General features: G+C 56.4%; 17 protein-coding genes. 9 read left to right on the top strand and 8 right to left on the bottom strand.

Annotation, left to right across the window (positions count from 1 at the left end; all coding sequences use genetic code 11):
* Window positions 1–3: 3 nt before the first annotated feature.
* Both OUO13_RS06990 and OUO13_RS06995 read left to right on the top strand, forming a co-directional pair.
* Window positions 4–1,083, top strand: a complete 1,080-nt coding sequence (locus OUO13_RS06990) for a hypothetical protein (RefSeq protein ID WP_283173151.1) — start codon at window positions 4–6, stop codon at window positions 1,081–1,083.
* Window positions 1,084–1,376: 293 nt separating this feature from the next.
* Entirely contained in the window at window positions 1,377–1,652 is a 276-nt protein-coding gene (locus OUO13_RS06995; RefSeq protein WP_283173152.1) for a SemiSWEET transporter, read from the top strand.
* A gap of 163 nt (window positions 1,653–1,815) precedes the next feature.
* Here OUO13_RS06995 and OUO13_RS07000 read toward each other — a convergent pair whose 3' ends face one another.
* On the bottom strand, window positions 1,816–2,385 hold the full coding sequence (locus tag OUO13_RS07000; RefSeq protein ID WP_283173153.1) for a YceI family protein: 570 nt from the start codon (window positions 2,383–2,385) through the stop codon (window positions 1,816–1,818).
* 69 nt (window positions 2,386–2,454) lie between these two features.
* Window positions 2,455–2,997 (bottom strand): cytochrome b, encoded by a 543-nt coding sequence (locus tag OUO13_RS07005; protein WP_283173154.1) that lies wholly within the window; start codon window positions 2,995–2,997, stop codon window positions 2,455–2,457.
* A 124-nt stretch (window positions 2,998–3,121) separates the two neighbouring features.
* Here OUO13_RS07005 and OUO13_RS07010 point away from each other — a divergent pair, with 124 nt between their 5' ends.
* Window positions 3,122–4,054 carry a LysR family transcriptional regulator gene (locus tag OUO13_RS07010; protein ID WP_283173155.1) on the top strand — a complete coding sequence of 311 codons (933 nt, stop codon included), beginning with the start codon at window positions 3,122–3,124 and terminating at the stop codon, window positions 4,052–4,054.
* Here OUO13_RS07010 and OUO13_RS07015 read toward each other — a convergent pair.
* Together OUO13_RS07015 and OUO13_RS07020 are read right to left on the bottom strand one after the other, a co-directional pair.
* Window positions 4,040–4,654: a hypothetical protein gene (locus OUO13_RS07015; RefSeq protein WP_283173156.1), complete on the bottom strand. Its 615-nt coding sequence runs from the start codon at window positions 4,652–4,654 to the stop codon at window positions 4,040–4,042. The genes OUO13_RS07010 and OUO13_RS07015 overlap by 15 nt on opposite strands.
* Window positions 4,655–4,823: 169 nt before the next feature.
* Window positions 4,824–6,164 carry an MATE family efflux transporter gene (locus OUO13_RS07020; RefSeq protein WP_283173157.1) on the bottom strand — a complete coding sequence of 447 codons (1,341 nt, stop codon included), beginning with the start codon at window positions 6,162–6,164 and terminating at the stop codon, window positions 4,824–4,826.
* Window positions 6,165–6,220: 56 nt separating this feature from the next.
* Between OUO13_RS07020 and OUO13_RS07025 the strand changes: the two genes are divergently transcribed.
* The 3 genes from OUO13_RS07025 to OUO13_RS07035 all read left to right on the top strand — a co-directional run bounded on the left by OUO13_RS07025 (window position 6,221) and on the right by OUO13_RS07035 (window position 8,685).
* Window positions 6,221–6,823 (top strand): SCO family protein, encoded by a 603-nt coding sequence (locus OUO13_RS07025; RefSeq protein WP_283173158.1) that lies wholly within the window; start codon window positions 6,221–6,223, stop codon window positions 6,821–6,823.
* A 132-nt stretch (window positions 6,824–6,955) separates the two neighbouring features.
* The gene (locus OUO13_RS07030; RefSeq protein ID WP_283173159.1) at window positions 6,956–7,903 is read left to right on the top strand and encodes a hypothetical protein; all 948 of its coding nucleotides are present in this window, start codon (window positions 6,956–6,958) and stop codon (window positions 7,901–7,903) included.
* Window positions 7,904–8,037: 134 nt separating this feature from the next.
* Complete coding sequence (locus OUO13_RS07035; RefSeq protein WP_283173160.1) at window positions 8,038–8,685, top strand: LVIVD repeat-containing protein; 648 nt, start codon at window positions 8,038–8,040, stop codon at window positions 8,683–8,685.
* Window positions 8,686–8,754: 69 nt separating this feature from the next.
* Here OUO13_RS07035 and znuB read toward each other — a convergent pair whose 3' ends face one another.
* The 3 genes from znuB to OUO13_RS07050 are packed head-to-tail and all read right to left on the bottom strand — an operon-like array spanning window position 8,755 to window position 10,815.
* Window positions 8,755–9,546 (bottom strand): zinc ABC transporter permease subunit ZnuB, encoded by a 792-nt coding sequence (gene znuB / locus OUO13_RS07040; protein WP_283173161.1) that lies wholly within the window; start codon window positions 9,544–9,546, stop codon window positions 8,755–8,757.
* Complete coding sequence (locus tag OUO13_RS07045) at window positions 9,543–10,310, bottom strand: ATP-binding cassette domain-containing protein (RefSeq protein WP_283173162.1); 768 nt, start codon at window positions 10,308–10,310, stop codon at window positions 9,543–9,545. Before OUO13_RS07045 ends, znuB begins: the two co-directional genes overlap by 4 nt.
* Window positions 10,300–10,815: a Fur family transcriptional regulator gene (locus OUO13_RS07050; RefSeq protein ID WP_283173163.1), complete on the bottom strand. Its 516-nt coding sequence runs from the start codon at window positions 10,813–10,815 to the stop codon at window positions 10,300–10,302. Before OUO13_RS07050 ends, OUO13_RS07045 begins: the two co-directional genes overlap by 11 nt.
* 58 nt (window positions 10,816–10,873) lie before the next feature.
* Between OUO13_RS07050 and OUO13_RS07055 the strand changes: the two genes are divergently transcribed.
* From OUO13_RS07055 to OUO13_RS07065, 3 genes are all read left to right on the top strand, one after another.
* Complete coding sequence (locus OUO13_RS07055; protein WP_283173164.1) at window positions 10,874–11,845, top strand: metal ABC transporter solute-binding protein, Zn/Mn family; 972 nt, start codon at window positions 10,874–10,876, stop codon at window positions 11,843–11,845.
* 120 nt (window positions 11,846–11,965) lie between these two features.
* Window positions 11,966–13,345, top strand: a complete 1,380-nt coding sequence (gene glmU, locus OUO13_RS07060; protein ID WP_283173297.1) for a bifunctional UDP-N-acetylglucosamine diphosphorylase/glucosamine-1-phosphate N-acetyltransferase GlmU — start codon at window positions 11,966–11,968, stop codon at window positions 13,343–13,345.
* A 431-nt stretch (window positions 13,346–13,776) separates the two neighbouring features.
* A complete protein-coding gene (locus OUO13_RS07065; RefSeq protein ID WP_283173165.1) occupies window positions 13,777–15,309 on the top strand; it encodes an IS1182 family transposase in 1,533 nt (510 codons plus the stop codon).
* A 275-nt stretch (window positions 15,310–15,584) separates the two neighbouring features.
* On the opposite strand, the gene OUO13_RS07070 is transcribed toward OUO13_RS07065, so the two are convergent.
* A complete protein-coding gene (locus tag OUO13_RS07070) occupies window positions 15,585–16,376 on the bottom strand; it encodes an ATP-binding cassette domain-containing protein (RefSeq protein ID WP_283173166.1) in 792 nt (263 codons plus the stop codon).
* Window position 16,377: the final 1 nt, after the last annotated feature.

Here is a 16,377-nt window from a genome sequence, read left to right on the forward strand (position 1 = left end):
ATTATGACCATGCAAGGACGCAAAACCGGTCTGAGCGTACCAGCACTGTTACTGGCGCTGCTGCTGACTCCATCACTGGGGTTGGTTGGCTGCGCCAGTACCCCCGAAAGTGGTCATTCTGGTGCGGCAAATCGTGCCAATCTGACAACTCCCATCTGGGTCACTAATCCTCCCGTACAAGAGGGGATGGCTTATGGTGTTGGCAGCATCGAAGCACTCGGTGACGAGACCGCGGCGGTGCGTCGCGCCGGAGAACTGGCCCGTCTCGACCTCGTCAGTCAGCTGCGGGTAACGGTTTCCGGCAGCGTCCTGCAAGACTCCTCTGAATACCGCAGCAGCGGTGAAGAAACCCGGGTGCAGCAAAGCATGCGGCTACTGGCGCGTAGCCAGGTGCCGGAAGTTGAGCTGGACGAGCTGCGCATTGCCGATAGCGATGTCTATAACGGTTACGCCTACGCCCTCGCCGAACTCGACCGTGATGCCGCTGCAAGCCGCATGCGGCGCGGGATTGCGGAAATCGACGAGCAACTGGAAGCCTATCGTTTGCTGGCTGACAGCGGTGTTTCCGGCCCGGTTCTGGAGCGTCTGCGGGAGTTGTTGCCAGCGGTACAGCTGTTCGCCAAACGCGATGCCATCGCCGCCAAAATGGCGCTGGTTAGCCGTGATCATCACGCGCCAGCCGCTGACACCGATCTGGTGTTGTTGCAGCAGCGCATTTACGACCTGATTGGTGAAGTGAGGGTGGTGCTGGTGTGCCGTGATAACGGTGCCCGGGCGGTAGAATCCAGTGTGCTCGAAGCCCTTACCCGCCAGGGTATGAAAGTCGCTTCCAGCGGTTCCGGCGACCTGTTTTTTGAGCTCGACGTCGAGTCTGACAGTCAGCTGACCCAGGGCAGCTACTATGCATTTCTGAATACGCGAATTATCATCCGCGATAATAACGGCCGGGCACTGAGTTCACTCAGCGTCAGGGCTCGCGGAGTCTCCGGAATCGAGAGTGTTGCTCGTCAAAAGGCAGCCGAGGCGGTCGCCAACCGTCTGGGTGATGAGCTGGCTAAAACACTGACGGAGCGTCTGCGTTAGGGACACTCTGAATAACTCTGCACGAGTGTTGAGCGGTTCCCTTGACTAATAAAAACTGATCGCGTGGCAGGACGTTGCGCAAGAGGCATCAGACCCTTCTGCTGTGGATGCATGACCAACATCCACGGTGGTTTTGAGATCAGGATGATCTATTCCGGACACCTTTATCGTCCGTTCAAAACATCCATACCCAGGGCCAACCGGCCGCAAGTAGAAACCAGAAACCCTTATTTTGTCATGTTCACCTGACCGGCATGTGTATGTCTGGCAGCAGGGAACAAGTGAGTCGAATCATGGATTCATACATCGGAATTATCGGATTTATTGCCGCCTTTTGTACCACTGTGTCGTTTGTGCCGCAGGTTTTGCGTACCTGGCGCACCCGCGACCTGTCAGGCATTTCCCTGACCATGTACAGCATTTTTACCTTCGGCATCATGGTGTGGCTGGTGTATGGCCTGCTGCAAAATGACTGGCCACTGGTGATTGCCAACGCCATTACCGGTTCGCTGTCCATGACCATCCTGATCATGAAGCTGAAGTACCGCAATACTGAAACCGGCCGTTAAGCCGCGGTCTTCTGGCGGCGGGAATTGTCTTCCAGATAAACCGTTAGCCAGACAAAACCGGCACCAACAAAAACAGCGCCCTTGGGCGCTGTTTTTGTTTCTGGCTGCTGACAGACGAGTATCCGGTGATGGGGCCGGGCTCGCCCGTCATGAGACGACAGAATTACTGACGCAGACCTTCTACGTTCAGTTCCAGTTCCACAGGCAGGTTGCCCAGGTAACCGTCCATGCCGTAGTCACCCAGGTTGATGCTGGTGGTGCCAGAGAAACCGGCACGGTAGCCACCCCATGGGTCTTTGCCTTCGCCAATCTGGGTTACCGGGAAGGTAATGGTCTTGGTCACGCCGTGCAGGGTGAATTCACCGGTCAGTTCGCCAGTGCCCTTGCCAGTCACCTTGTAGCCAGTGCTCTTGAAAGTAGAGGTTGGGTACTGGTCAACGGTCAGGAAATCCTTGCTGCGCAGGTGCTTGTTACGCTCGGCGTGGTTGGTGTCCACAGATTCGGTCTTGATGGTAACTTCGATGGCAGACGCTTCTGGCTTCTCAGCATCCCAGGAGAATTTGCCGGAGAAGTCGTTGAAACGACCAGTCAGCCAGCTGTAACCCAGGTGCTTGACCTTGAAGTTGATGGAAGCGTGAGCGCCCTGGGTGTCGATAACGTAATCAGCAGCGTTGGCAGCAGTGCTGGCCAGAGCAGCAGCGGATACAGACAGGGCGAGAAGCAGTTTTTTCATGATGAACTCCATGTGATTCAAAGTGGCAGTCTTCTGCCGCCAGCGTGAGTTAATTCAGTTAAACAAGGGTTACAGGCCTGGGCGCAACATACGACGCAGGGTGTTGTCCTTGCTGATAACGTGGTGTTTAACAGCCGCCGCCGCATGGGCAACAACCAGTACAATCAAGGTCCAGGCGAGGAATTCGTGTACCTCACCGGCGCTGTCTTCCAGATTTTCTACCTGCAACAGGGATGGAACCTGGAACCAGCCGAATACGTCAATCGAGCGGCCATCCGCGGTGGAAATCAGATAACCACTGACCAGCAGTGCCGCGATCAGTGCGTACAACAGCATGTGCGCCAGATGAGCGGCAGTATTTTCCAGCGGTTTGGCAGATAGCCCGGCCGGAGTCGGGTTGCTGATACGCCAGATCACCCGTGCTACCAGTGCCAGACCAACCAGAATCCCGATGGATTTATGGGTTTCCAGCGCGTCGTGATACCAGGGGTGGTAAAAATTCAGGGTCACCATGTACAGGCCCAGACCAAACATGCCGAAAATCGCCAGCGCCATCAGCCAGTGCAGGGCAATCGCAACCAGACCGTATCCGGATGTGGAATTCTTGAGCATGCAGTGGGGCTCCGAGGTAGCAATTGAGAATGTTTTACACAGTACGCAAATGCGGTTGGCTTAAAAATAGCGATTCACGGACAATAGTTGTGCAAATTTGCACAGCTTGAGTAAGGAACTTGTCATGCTCGGTGAAGATTTAAGCTGGGACGATATTTACGTTGCCTACCGGGTGGCCGAACTTGGCAGCCTCAGTCGTGCCGGTGAAAAACTCGGACTGAATCACTCCACCGTGTTACGGCGCATCAACCAGTTGGAGCAGCGGCTGGGGGTAAAACTCTTTATTCGCCATCAGCGTGGTTATCGTCTGACCGACGAGGGCAACATGATGCTGACCCGTATGCGGCCGATTGTGATGGATATGCAGCGGCTGTTCAGTTCGTTGTCGGCGCAGGAAGGCTCGCCGGTGGGCACCCTGCGGATTTCGACGGTATCGGACTTTTCGCTGTTCTTTGCGCCGGTGCTATATGCCTTCCGCGAGGCGTATCCGAATATCCGGGTGCAGGTTGTTGCTACCGACGATGTGTTGTCATTGGCTGAAGGTGAGGTACACGTGGCGATTCGTATGGGCGCTGAACCGCGCGAACCGGATCTGGTGGCGCGGCCGCTGATGCCCATCAGCCATGATTATTTCGCGTCGCGCAGTTATATCGAACGTCACGGAGTACCACGCTCCATGGCCGATATTCACCATCATCTATGGGTGTTGCCCAGTGGCGAAAAGCAGGGCATTCCAGGGATTTGCGAGCTGGTTGAACGCCTGCACCCGGACCAGATTGTGTTCCAGAGCAACAGCTTTTCGGATATTCACTCAGCGGTGATTGAAGGTATGGGCATTGGGCCGATTGGTGGCCTGCAGCGTTTTGGCAACTGGGCACCGGCACTGGAACGGGTCGATTTTGGACTGGCGGTGCCGGAGTCTCACATGTGGTTTGTGTATCACAAGGACATGCGTGGCAGTGCCCGCATCCGCGCACTGCAGGACTTTATCCTGCAGTGGGTGCCGGAGATGTCGGTGCGGATCAACCGCCCGGCGGAGCCGTCAGTCGGCCATTAACAGGCTGGGCAGGCCGAGGCTTGAGGCCAGGCATGGCCAGTTCTGGCAAATGTGCACCAGCGCTGAGTCCGGGTGAGCCTGTTGGGGTTTGCCCAGTGGTTCCCAGCTGCTGACAATCGCAGCGGCCAGCGAATCAAGCGCTGAGGCCTGATGTTCACCCAGCAGGCAATAGACAATCAGGTTGGCGGTCGACAGGTCGTGTGCACTGAGTGGCTGACGATATATCTGACGATAACGATCACCGGCTTCTTCCAGTACTCGCAGGGTAAAATAGGCCTGCTGCAGCGACGTCATGTAGGGCTGGTTGCTGGCTTCTGCCGCCACAAACAACGGGTGGTTGCTGATGGTGCGGTTGATCAGAACCCGCAGGGTATGGCTGTCGTTATCCTGACACCGTTCGAGGCTGCTCAGTTGGTAGTCGCAGTACGCCAGAACAAACTGACCGACCTGATGTACGGCCATTTCACTGGGCAGGCTGATGATACGCACCAGTGAGTTGAGGTTCATGGTGATTCGCCGTTCGATGTCGCACCAGTCGTCGGCGAGGGCATTGTGCTCTGTTCCCCGGAGGTACAACGCCGCGTGCACTGCTTTAGCCATTCTCTTCCCCTGTAAGACTGATGGGTGAAAAATCTATATTAATCAAAGTGTTACGCCAATTCTTTGGCTCTTGTGAAAAAAGTATAGTAAAGATTGACGCGCCAGCCAGTACGAATCACAAATCCTGACGAAATTAAGCATTTGTGTGAAGTGGTACACATACCGGGTGTCAGGACTTTGGCGCAAACCCAAGTGGATCAAGGTACAAGCGCCGCAGGAAGGGGAGTGCGGCTAACGCTCGGCAGAGTAAAAAACCGTAAAGCGCCAGCCATAAACCGGCATTCCCCATAAAACCCAGCAGTTGCCAAATGCCCAGAAATACCAGTGCCGACAGCAACATGGCATTACGCATGGTGGTGGTGGCTCCGGCGGCAATGGCAACACCATCCAGCCAATAACTGCCAAAGCCAATCAAGGGCAAACCCGCCAGAAACAGGCTGTACTGATCCAGCACCGGCAGCAGTTGCGGGTTGTCAGTCAACAATGGCCATAACCAGTCACCGCCCAGCGCACACAGCAGCGTCAGCACCATCGCCAGTAACAGCGAATCGAGGCCGGTCAGGCGTACCAGTTGCCGAACCTGGTATGACTGCTGACGCGCCAGCGCCTGACCAGCGAGGCTTTCGGCGGCATGGGCAAAACCATCCAGCGCATTGGCGATCAGCATCAACAGGCTTAACAGCAGACTGTTGGCGGCCAGCACCAGATCATCCTGGCGGGCACCACCCGCCTGAAACAGGGTTAACACCAGCAACAGCACCAGAGTACGCACAAACAGCTGGCGGTTGATACGGATCAGCGGCTGCAGGGTTGCCAAACCTGGCCATTGCGCCAGCCATTGTCGAACGCCCGGCAGGCCGGCGCGGCGGGCAAATCCGTAAGCGGCCAACAGCCCGGTGTAATCCGCCAGCACACTGCCAAGAGCCACACCGTCGGCGGTCATGCCAACGCCAAACACCAGCACGGCATCCAGACTGGCGTTGACCAGATTGGTCAGCACCATCACCACCAATGGCACGCGGGTGTCACCCCGACCAATAAACCAGCCGGTAAACACGTATTGCAGCAAAACCGCCGGAATCGCCAACGCCCGGATTTGCAGATACTCGCGAGCACCACTTTCAACCAGTGCGCTGGCACCCATCCATGGCAGCAGTGGTGGCAACAGCAGCCAGGCCATCAGCAACAATGGTGGCATTAATGCCAGCGCCAGCCACATGCCGTGTTGCAGGGCATCCTGTACGCCGCGTTCGCTGAGGCTGCGGGCACAGGCGGCGGTGGTGCCCATCCGCAAAAAGCCGAAACTCCAGCACAGCAGGGTAAACAGCTGTGCACCAATAGCGACCGCCCCCAGATGGCTGGCGTTATCGAGGTGGCCAAGAATGGCGCTATCCACGAGACCCAGTAACGGCACCGTGATATTGCTGAGCATCACCGGCCATGCCAATGCCAGGATGCGACGCTGTGTCGCGGCAGCGGACGGATGGCTGTCAGAAGGTGAAGCGGGCATGGCTGTTATACTCTCGGGATTTTGAACGCTGATACTAATACAAGGCGGATAACAGAATGAAAGTAACCGGATTGGTTGTACTGCTGGTATTGGCGCTGGCAACGGGCATCTGGCAGGGCGGTCGTGGTGATGATCGTCTGCAGCAAACGGGAGTCATGATTTACCGGCAAGGTGTGGCGGTGCCTGCTGTCAGCTTTGTTGATCAGCACGGCCAGCCGCGTGACCAGAGCCTGTTTCAGGGACGCTGGAGTCTGGTGTTTTTTGGTTACACCTTTTGCCCGGACATCTGTCCAACCACATTGGCGGATATGAACCGGGTCTGGAAGCAGCTGAGCCCGGAGGTGCGGGGCAAGCTGCAACTGGTGTTGGTATCGGTCGACCCGCAGCGGGATTCGGTGGAGTCCCTGCAGCCATACCTGAAATATTTTAACCCTGAGTTTATTGGCCTCACCGGTAATCCGCAGTCATTACCGGTACTGGCAACCGCCCTGAACGGCTTTTATGCCCGGGTCGAACGTGGTGAAGGTGCGCCGTACCTGATGGATCATTCGGCCAATCTGGCACTGGTTGACCCGCAGGGCCAGTATCGTGGCTATATCGAACCACCGTTCAAGGGCGAACGTATGGTAACGGTGCTGGAAGCGTTAACGGCACAGTAATCATCAGGAGTGCCCGGGTTGGCGATGTCATTAATGCAGTAACCGCTGGCCCCATCTAAAAACGATCAAATATTTAACAAAGAGGTGTTATAACTGTCATTTACTAACTGACGTTTTATGACAAGGACCGTTATGCACAAGCCTTTATCACCCAATTGGCTGCTCCCCATTCTGGGGAGTGCCGCATTGTTTGTGGAGCTGTTACACCATCAGCCAACATGGTTGCCCGATGCTGTAATGGCATACCGCGTATTCCTGCCCGGTTTTCTCCCATCTCTGTTATTAACCCTGTTGCTACTCACGTTATGGCGGGCTCTGGCATTGCCAGCACTCTGGTTTCCAACCCTGTTTCTGGTTGTGGGGGAATGTGTTCAGGCCAGCGGCTGGTTGCCGGGGATGGTGTTTGATCCGCAGGATGTGGTTGCTATTCTGGCCTCAGCGGCACTGATCCGGCTTGTTCCAATTCAATCGTGGGGCTCTCGTTGTACATATCGGCAAGCCGGTTTCATTTTACCCGTTTTGTTATTGTCTCAAGTGGCCTGTGTTCCACTGGGTGGTATTAGTATCGGCTGGGAGTATAGTATCCCGATTTATTTGACCCCGGACGATATTCGCAAGGATCTCGTGCCTGAATATGGTAATACCGCCGTATTGCGTCGGCCCGGCAAGCTGTATCAGCAAGATCACCGATTGTTTGTGGTGGACAACTGGACCGGTGTGCATATTTTTGATGTAACCGATAACCAGAATCCGGTACGGATTGTGTTCCTGCCTATACCGGGCGTTACGGATATCGAAGTGAAAAACAACTATCTGTACGCGAATTCCTTTGTGGATCTGCTCAGCATTTCGCTTGCCGATCTGGATGCAGGCACATTTTCATCCAGCAGTGTGTCCCGCATTGAAGGCATATTGACCTGGGATGAACCAGGGTCGTTTGCAGCCAATGCCTTTTATTACCCGCGACACATAGGTTCGCAAACACAGTTCCTGATCGGTTATATCGATCCTGAAGGAAATACCTGGCTATATGGAGACTGGCTTAAAGCAGAGCGGTCAGAAGGGTGGATTGGAAAATGAATAAATGGATATCAGCATTGCTTGCCTGCTTGTGTCTGGCTCTGACGGGCTGTAGTGATAGTAGCGGTGGGTCCGCTGGAACTGATAGTGGCTCTGGTAGTGACGGAGAGCTGGGATCAAACGCTCGTTTTGCTATGCAGAACGGCATTCTGATTGTACTGGATGACCGCCTCAGGCTTGATACTTTCAGCATTGATGCGGTTAATGGCGAACTCACTCTGCGGGAATCCTATAGTGCAAATCGTGTGCTGAATACCTTGTTCGCACATGGTGAAAACGAGCTGTTCGCCGGAACAACCACTGGAACCATGATTTTTCAGGTTAATGAAGATGGTTCTCTGGAATTGGTCGGTGGTATTGATCTTGTATTGAGCAATGATCCGGTCGTCACGGATGGCTCCGCCATTTATGCCACCATGCGTAGTGATGATGGTGACACCAGCGCGAGCAGTAGCGGTGCTGAACAGGTTAACCAGCTGGTGGTGTATAACATTGAGCAGCGGGACACGCCTCAGCTGACCGCCACCTTTGAACTGGATCAGCCAAAAGGTCTGGCACTCGAAGACAATTGGCTGCTGGTATGTCATGCGGGAGGTCTGATGGTGTATGACGTGTCCGAGCGTCTGGCACCGGTTGAGGTCCAGAACTTCACTGAATTCACCTGTAACGATGTCATTGTTATCGGCAGCCAGATTTACCTGACCCATGATGAGGGCATCCGTTTGCTGACAAACGATGGTGCTGCGTTATGGCTGGCATCTGAAATCCGTATTGGTGACTGAATACCGGACAGCGGATGTCCAAAACAACAAAGGCCGTCCATCGACGGCCTTTGTTGTTTTTGGGGGGATCTAACCCCGACGGGTGAGGCTCAGCAGGAACAACAGAGCGGCTACCACTACAACGCTCGGGCCTGCCGGTGTATCCCATTGCCAGGAGGCCATCAGGCCGAGGGCAACCGACAACATGCCCACCACACTGGCCATCAGCGCCATTTTTTCCGGGGTGCGGGCGAGGCTGCGGGCGGCGGCCGGTGGAATAATCAGCAGAGCGCTGATCAGCAGTACCCCGACAATTTTCATCGCCAGGGAAATCACCAGCGCCAGCATCAGGATCAGCAGCAGGTTCAGGCGTGCTACCGGATAACCGTCGATACTGGCCAGTTCCGGGCTGACGGTGGTGGCCAGCAGGCCGCGCCATTGCCAGATAATCAAACCGCCACAGATAACCGCTGCCAGGCTGATCAGAATCAGGTCTTCCAGACCCACCGCCAGCAGATCACCAAACAGGTATCCCATCAGGTCAACCCGCACGTTACGCGCCAGGCTCAGTGCCACCAGACCAATCGCCAGCATGCTGTGGGAAATAATGCCCAACAGGGTATCCGACGACAGACTGGAGCGTTGCTGGAGCGGGTACAGGAACAGCGCCAGTAACACCGAGCTGAGCAGCAGCGCCAGCGTCGGGTGAATATCCGACAACACCCCCAGCGTGATGCCCAGCAGGGCTCCGTGGGCAAGGGTGTCACCAAAAAACGCCATGCGTCGCCACACCACAAAACTGCCAAGTGGGCCGCTGACCAGCGCCAGAATCAGACCACTGACGAGGGGTAACAACCACCACCAGGTATTCAACAGACTCATGCTTGTGGCTTGCTCCCGGATTCGATGTGGCCATCCAGGCAGTGCCGATGGTCGTGATGATGGGTGTAGTGGGCGATGGGTTGCAGGTTGGTTGGCATTACATGGCCAAACAGTTCGCGGTATTCGGAGCTGACGGACACCTGATCGGGATGGCCGGAACAGCAGATATGGCCGTTCATACAAATCACCTCGTCGGTGGCCGCCATCACCAGATGGAGGTCGTGCGACACCATCAGTACCGCGCAGTTGAGTTCGTTACGCAGCTGCGGAATCAGGCGATAGAGGGCATGTTGGCCCTGCACATCGACCCCTTGCACCGGTTCGTCGAGCACCAGCAGGTCGGGGCGAATCAGCAGGGCTCGCGCCAGCAATACCCGCTGCCATTCACCACCGGACAAATCCTGAATGTCCTGAGCGGCGAGCAGACGGATATCGAGGCGGTCGAGCCAGTATTCGATGGCGTCATGGGTCGCCCCCCGGGCCAGCTTCAGAAAGCCGGTGACGGTGAGAGGCAGGCGCGGTTCCAGTGCCAGACGTTGTGGCATATAGCCGATACGCAGGCCGGGGGCGCGTTTTATCTCGCCCTGGTCGGCGTTTTCCAGCCCCAGCAGAATACGGATCAGGGTCGATTTGCCGCAGCCGTTGGGGCCAATCAGGGTGGTAATCCGGCCGCGTTCAAGGTTCAGGCTGATGTCGGTCAGAACCTGTTTGTGGCGGCGCGCCAGGTACAGGTGACTGGCCTGCAGCAGCACATCAGTGGTCATGGCAGCAGTGTTCTCCGCTGGTTTCAGGGGTGGTGTGTTCCCGGCAGGCCGGGCATACACCAGACAGTTCGGTCATTTGCTGCTCTACGGTAACGCCCAGCAGGGCTTCGACCTGACGGGTCATGGCCCGCAACTTGTCGTTTTCCAGTTCCTGGGCGCGACCGCAGCAGTTGCAGATAAAAAAACAGACCGGATGACTGCCATGGGGGCGGTTGCAGCCAACGTAGGCGTTGATGGTGCTGAGGCGATGGATCAGCCCCAGTTCCAGCAGGAAGTCGAGCGCCCGGTACACCGTGGGTGGTGCCGAGTTAAAGCCTTCCTGGGCGAGCAGTGGCAGCAGCTCGTAAGCTCCTACCGGTTTGTGACTTTGCCAGATCAATTCCAGCACCCGCAGACGTACACGGGTCAAACGTGCACCTTTTTCCTCACACAGGGCCTGGGCTTCCTGTATCGCGTGTCGGACACAGGCAGAATGATTGTGAGGTTCGTACACATTCTGACTCATTTGTTTCTACGCCTTAGGTTATAATGTTGCAATTCTACGATACCGCCCGCGGGACACAATGAACAGACGTCTGATATTGGCGCTTTTTGCGCTTTTTTTACCAATTTCCCAGCTGATGGCCTCTCCCTTGTTCAAACACGATGCGCATCAGCAGAAGGTGCTGGCCAGCGTGCATCCGTTGGCGCTAATGGCCGCCTCGGTGGTGCCGGCTGACAATCTTGAAGTATTGGTACCGGCGGGCATGACCCCGCACGACTTCTCATTGCGTCCGTCGGACATCGATCTGATCCAGAACGCCGACATCATTATCTGGTCGGGCCCGCTGGCGGAGCCGTATCTGAAAGGTTTTGCCAGTCGTTGGTCCGACAAGATCTGGCTGGATGTATCGTCGCTGGCGCCGTCCAGCCGGATTACTGACCCACACTGGTGGTTGTCACCGGAAGTGATGAAGCTGGCGCAGGCTCAGCTGGCCGAACAGCTGGGGGCTGACAGCTCCGCCTTTGCCGCCGAGGTCGACAGTGCCATGGCCGAAAGCCAGACACTGCTGGCTCCGGTTCGCGAGCGCGGCTTTTTTGTGTTCCACCGTGCCTATGATCATTGGGTGGATGCCCTGCACCTGAATCAGGTGGGTTCCTTTACCCTGTCGCCAGAACAGAAACCCGGTATGCGTACCCTGCAAACCATGCGTGAGCAGCTGCAGCGTGGCGAAGCCGTCTGTGTGTTCAGCGAACCTGAATTCTCGCCTGCGCTGGTGGACAGCCTGGTGGAAGGTCTGACGGTGGGCCGTGGTGAACTGGACCCGCTGGGTGGCAATATCGAAATCAATCCGCAGGGTTACTCGCAGTTCCTGCTCGACATGGCCCATCGTGCTCATGACTGTCTAACCGGCGCCGGTTTGCCTCAGGCTGCGGTCAGTGACGAAACCCGCGCCCAGGCTGTGAAGGATCTGCAGCAGCACGCCGAGCATGATCACGACCATGAAGCGGCTGATCATGACGACCACGCCGACCACAACGATCATCACGACTGATCGGCCCGAATAAGACTCCCTGCTTGCGGCTTGCCCTTCGGGCTGGCCGCTGTTCTCTCGCATGGCTAGAATGGCGCAACTTTTTGCCCAACATCAGGACCGATCGCCATGTCCCTCGCCATGCCGCTTGCTGTAGTTACTCTCGCCGCCGGAAAAGGCTCCCGCATGAAGTCAGAACTGCCGAAGGTGCTGCACCGTCTGGCTGGCAAGGCCATGCTGCAACACGTGCTCGACAGTGCCGCCCGCCTGCCGGAAGCTGTCCAGCATGTGGTGATTGGACACGGCGCGGAACAGGTAAAAGCCGCGATTACCGACGCCGGTATCCACTGGGCGCTGCAATCCGAACAAAAAGGCACCGGCCATGCGGTTGCCCAGGCCATGCCTGCCGTTGTCGCCGATGCCCGGGTGCTGGTGTTGTACGGCGACGTTCCCCTGATCAGCACCGATACCCTCAGCCGTTTGCTGGAGCAGACCCACAGCGATGCCAACCACGATGGTGGTCTGGCGCTGCTGACCGTCGAACTGGCCAACCCGACTGGCTACGGCCGTATCGTTCGTGACGATGCCGGTAACATCCAGGCCATTGTTGAACACAAGGATGCCAGCGCCGAACAGCGCGCCATTCGTGAAGTGAACACCGGCATTCTGGCGGTCTCTGCCCGCCACCTGAATCGCTGGTTACCACAGCTGCAGGCCAACAATGCCCAGGGTGAATACTACCTGACCGATATCGTGGCCATGGCGGTAGCGGAAGGCGTTGCGGTTCGCGCTATTCACCCGCAGGCCGAAAGCGAAGTGCAGGGTGTTAACGACCGTGTGCAACTGGCGCAGCTGGAACGGGTTTTCCAGCAACAGCTGGCGGAACAACTGCTGCGCGATGGTGTAGAGCTGGCCGACCCGGCCCGTATCGACATCCGTGGCCAGCTGACCTGTGGCCGTGATGTGCGTATTGATATTGGTTGTGTGTTTGAAGGCGATGTGGTGCTGGAAGACGGCGTCGAAATTGGCCCTTACTGTGTGATCCGCAGCAGCCGTATTGGTGCTGGCACCCGTATCGACGCCTACAGCCTGATCGAGGAAGCCCGCAGTGAAGCCGACTGTGTGGTTGGCCCTTACGCCCGCCTGCGTCCGGGTGCTGACCTCGCCCGCGGTGCCAAGGTCGGTAACTTTGTTGAGATCAAAAAAGCCCGTATCGGTGAAGGCTCCAAGGTGAACCACCTGAGTTACATCGGTGATGCCGAGCTGGGCCGCGATGTAAACATCGGTGCTGGCACCATCACCTGCAACTACGATGGTGTTAACAAGTTCAAGACCCTGATTGGTGACAACGCCTTTATCGGCTCCAACTCAGCGCTGGTCGCCCCGGCGGATATTGGCGCTGGCGCGACCATTGGTGCTGGATCGGTGATTACCAGCAAGGTGGAAGATAACCAGCTGGCGGTGGCGCGTGGCAAGCAGCGCAATATTGATGGTTGGGCGCGTCCGCAGAAGAAAAAATAAGTCGATCTTGTTCCCACGTGCCTGTGGGAATGCTGCTCGCCAGACGCCAGACGCCAGACGCCAGACGCCAGACGCCAGGCTGCTTGCCCTCTTGGGGGACCTTGTCCCCCGGCCGGGCGGGCCTCCCCCTGCTTTGCCCGACTGGGCTCGTTTATCCGGTTTTCCCCGACAACGGCTTTTCGACCCCGGCCCGATGGCACGTCCTTGTGCCCTGTCTATTGGTAAAAATAGGGCCTTGCGGGGCATCCATGCCCCGGCCGGGTCGGCCGTTGCGGTGAATCCCGGCTCGCCCAGATGGGCAATTAACGGCAGCCAGCTGCGCTGGGTTAAATCGGTGTGTTGATGGATGCTTTCTCGTTCCCACGCTCCTGAGGCTGTGAAAGTATTCGATGGTATTCTGCTCTCGAATACTTTCCGTTGAAGGTTCTCCGATGACCCGCCGTTACCAGAGAAAGCACAGCCGCGAGCAGCTGGGTTTGTTCCCCGAAGCTCTGGATGAACGCATCAGCGATGACAACCCGGTCAGAGCGATTGATGCCTACGTCGACACGCTGGATCTCACCAGCCTTCATTTTACGAACGTATCGTCATCATCGAATCGAGGGCAGCCGCCTTTTGATCCCGCCAGTCTGCTCAAGCTGTATCTCTACGGCTATATGAATGGTGTCCGCAGCTCCAGGAAACTTGAGAAAGAGTGCCAGCGTAATCTGGAAGTCATCTGGCTGATGGAAAAACAGCAGCCTGGCTATAAAAGCATTGCCAATTTTCGCAAAGACAATGCCGATGCTCTGGTCAGAGTAAACCGGGATTTCCTGCTTCTTTGTCGCAGTTTGAATCTGGTATCACAAGATCTGGTCGCCATTGATGGCAGCTTCTTTCAGGGCAACGCCAGCCTGAAAAGCATACGGACTCACAAAGGTCTGCAAAGTCAGCTTCGGAAGCTGGAAGAGCGGATCCGCCAATACCACGAATCGCTGGATGCCGAAGATCAGGATGAATCCCAGCACAGTACCGATGGCGAGCTCCCTGATAAATTGAAGCGATTACTGGATGAAAAAGCCAAACTGGATCAAGCGTTAAAAACCCTGGAATCCAGCGACGAGCGACAACTCTCCGATACCGATCCTGATGCTCGCAAACTCTTCAAAAATGGCCAGAAAATGGCCGGTTACAACGTTCAGGTGGCAGTTGAAGCGGACCGTCAGCTAATCGTGGCCAGTGATGTCACGAATGACGCCAACGACCAGCAACAGCTTCACGCCATAGCTGCTCAGGCGAAAAATGCACTAGAGGCTGATCAACTGACCGTGCTGGCAGATGCCGGATATTTTGAGCAATCCAATATCAAACAATGTCAGGACGACAATATTCTTCCCTACGTTCCCGAGCCCAATAAACAGAGAGCCATCAAGGACGCAGGCCGCTATGGCAGAGAAGATTTTATCTATGACTCAGAGGCTGACCGCTATCGCTGTCCAGCAGGCAAGTTCCTGTCAAAAACAGGTCAGAGTCATAGAAAGAACAACAAACTGCGAGACAAGTACGTCAGTAAAAAAGCAGATTGCGATCAGTGCCCGTTACGCCAACACTGTTTGGCTTCGAAGAGTCGTACTCGTCAGATTTACCGGTGGGTGCACGAAGACAGTCTGGATGACCATCGCCAGCGCATGGAAGCGGAAGGCGCAGTCAGAATGCGACAGCGAGCCGCGCTGGTTGAACACGTCTTTGGCACACTCAAAACCCGGATGGGATGGACGCACTTTCTGGTGCGTGGCTTCAGGAAAGTCCGAGGTGAATGGTCATTGGCGGTGGTTGGCTACAATCTGACCCGAGTCCTGAATATCCTGGGTACTTCAGTGTTCCTGAAGTTCTGTGAGCATCTGAAAGAACTCATTTTGTATTTATTGTTCTGGATTGGCCGATGCTATCGGCCAATCCCAAATGATCAGCATGCCAGTTACTGATCGGAGAATACTTTCACAGCCTCTCCTGCGTGGGAATGTTGTGCTGGTGGTTTGGGTCTGGATGCTGTTCTTCCGACACCCGACACCCGACACCCGACACCCGACACCCGACACCCGACACCCGACACCCGATGCCGGATGCCGGATGCCGGATGCCCGACACTCAGCTGCGAGCTCCCATAAAAAAGCCCCGCAGGGCGGGGCTGAAAATATCCGCGACCGGCAGAGGTCTTACGGACAAGCACACTTCGATACGTTCCCCAGTCAGCAGAGTCTTAGCAGTAAGCCCCCGCTGGATGATCATTCGGGTCCATGGCGCCGGTCATGATGGCGACGGCTTCCGACATGCTGTGAGTTTTCGGGCTCACGACCGCGCAGCGTTTTCCGAGGCGGTGGATGTGGATGCGGTCGGCTACTTCAAACACGTGTGGCATGTTGTGGCTGATCAGGATCACCGACAGGCCGCGGTCGCGTACGTCTTTGATCAGGTTCAGCACCCGACGCGATTCTTTTACACCCAGAGCGGCGGTGGGTTCGTCCATAATCACCACGTTACGGGCGAAGGCGGCGGCGCGGGCGACGGCGACGCCCTGACGTTGACCACCGGACAAGGTTTCCACGGCCTGGTTGATGTTCTGGATGGTCAGCAGGCCCAGTTCGGACAGCTTCTGACGCGCTTCTTCATGCATGGCCTTGCGGTCGAGCATACGGAACACCTTGCCGAGGATGCCCGGTTTCAGGCGTTCGCGGCCCAGAAACAGGTTGTCGGCGATGTCCAGTGACGGCGCAACTGCAAGGTTCTGATAAACGGTTTCGATACCAGCCTTACGGGCGTCCATCGGGCTTTTGAAATGAACGGCGTTGCCATCCAGTTCAATCACACCACTGTCGGGTACCAGTGCGCCGGACAAAGCCTTGATCAACGAGGATTTGCCCGCGCCGTTATCACCAATCACCGCGAGGATTTCGCCGCGGCGTAATTCGAATTCGGCACCGTCAATCGCAGTGACATGGCCGTAACGTTTCACCAGGCCAGTGGCCTTCATTACCAGATCATTCGGATTCATA

Origin of the sequence: Parathalassolituus penaei (assembly GCF_026626885.1) — a bacterium.
Taxonomy (GTDB): domain Bacteria; phylum Pseudomonadota; class Gammaproteobacteria; order Pseudomonadales; family Oceanobacteraceae; genus Oceanobacter; species Oceanobacter penaei.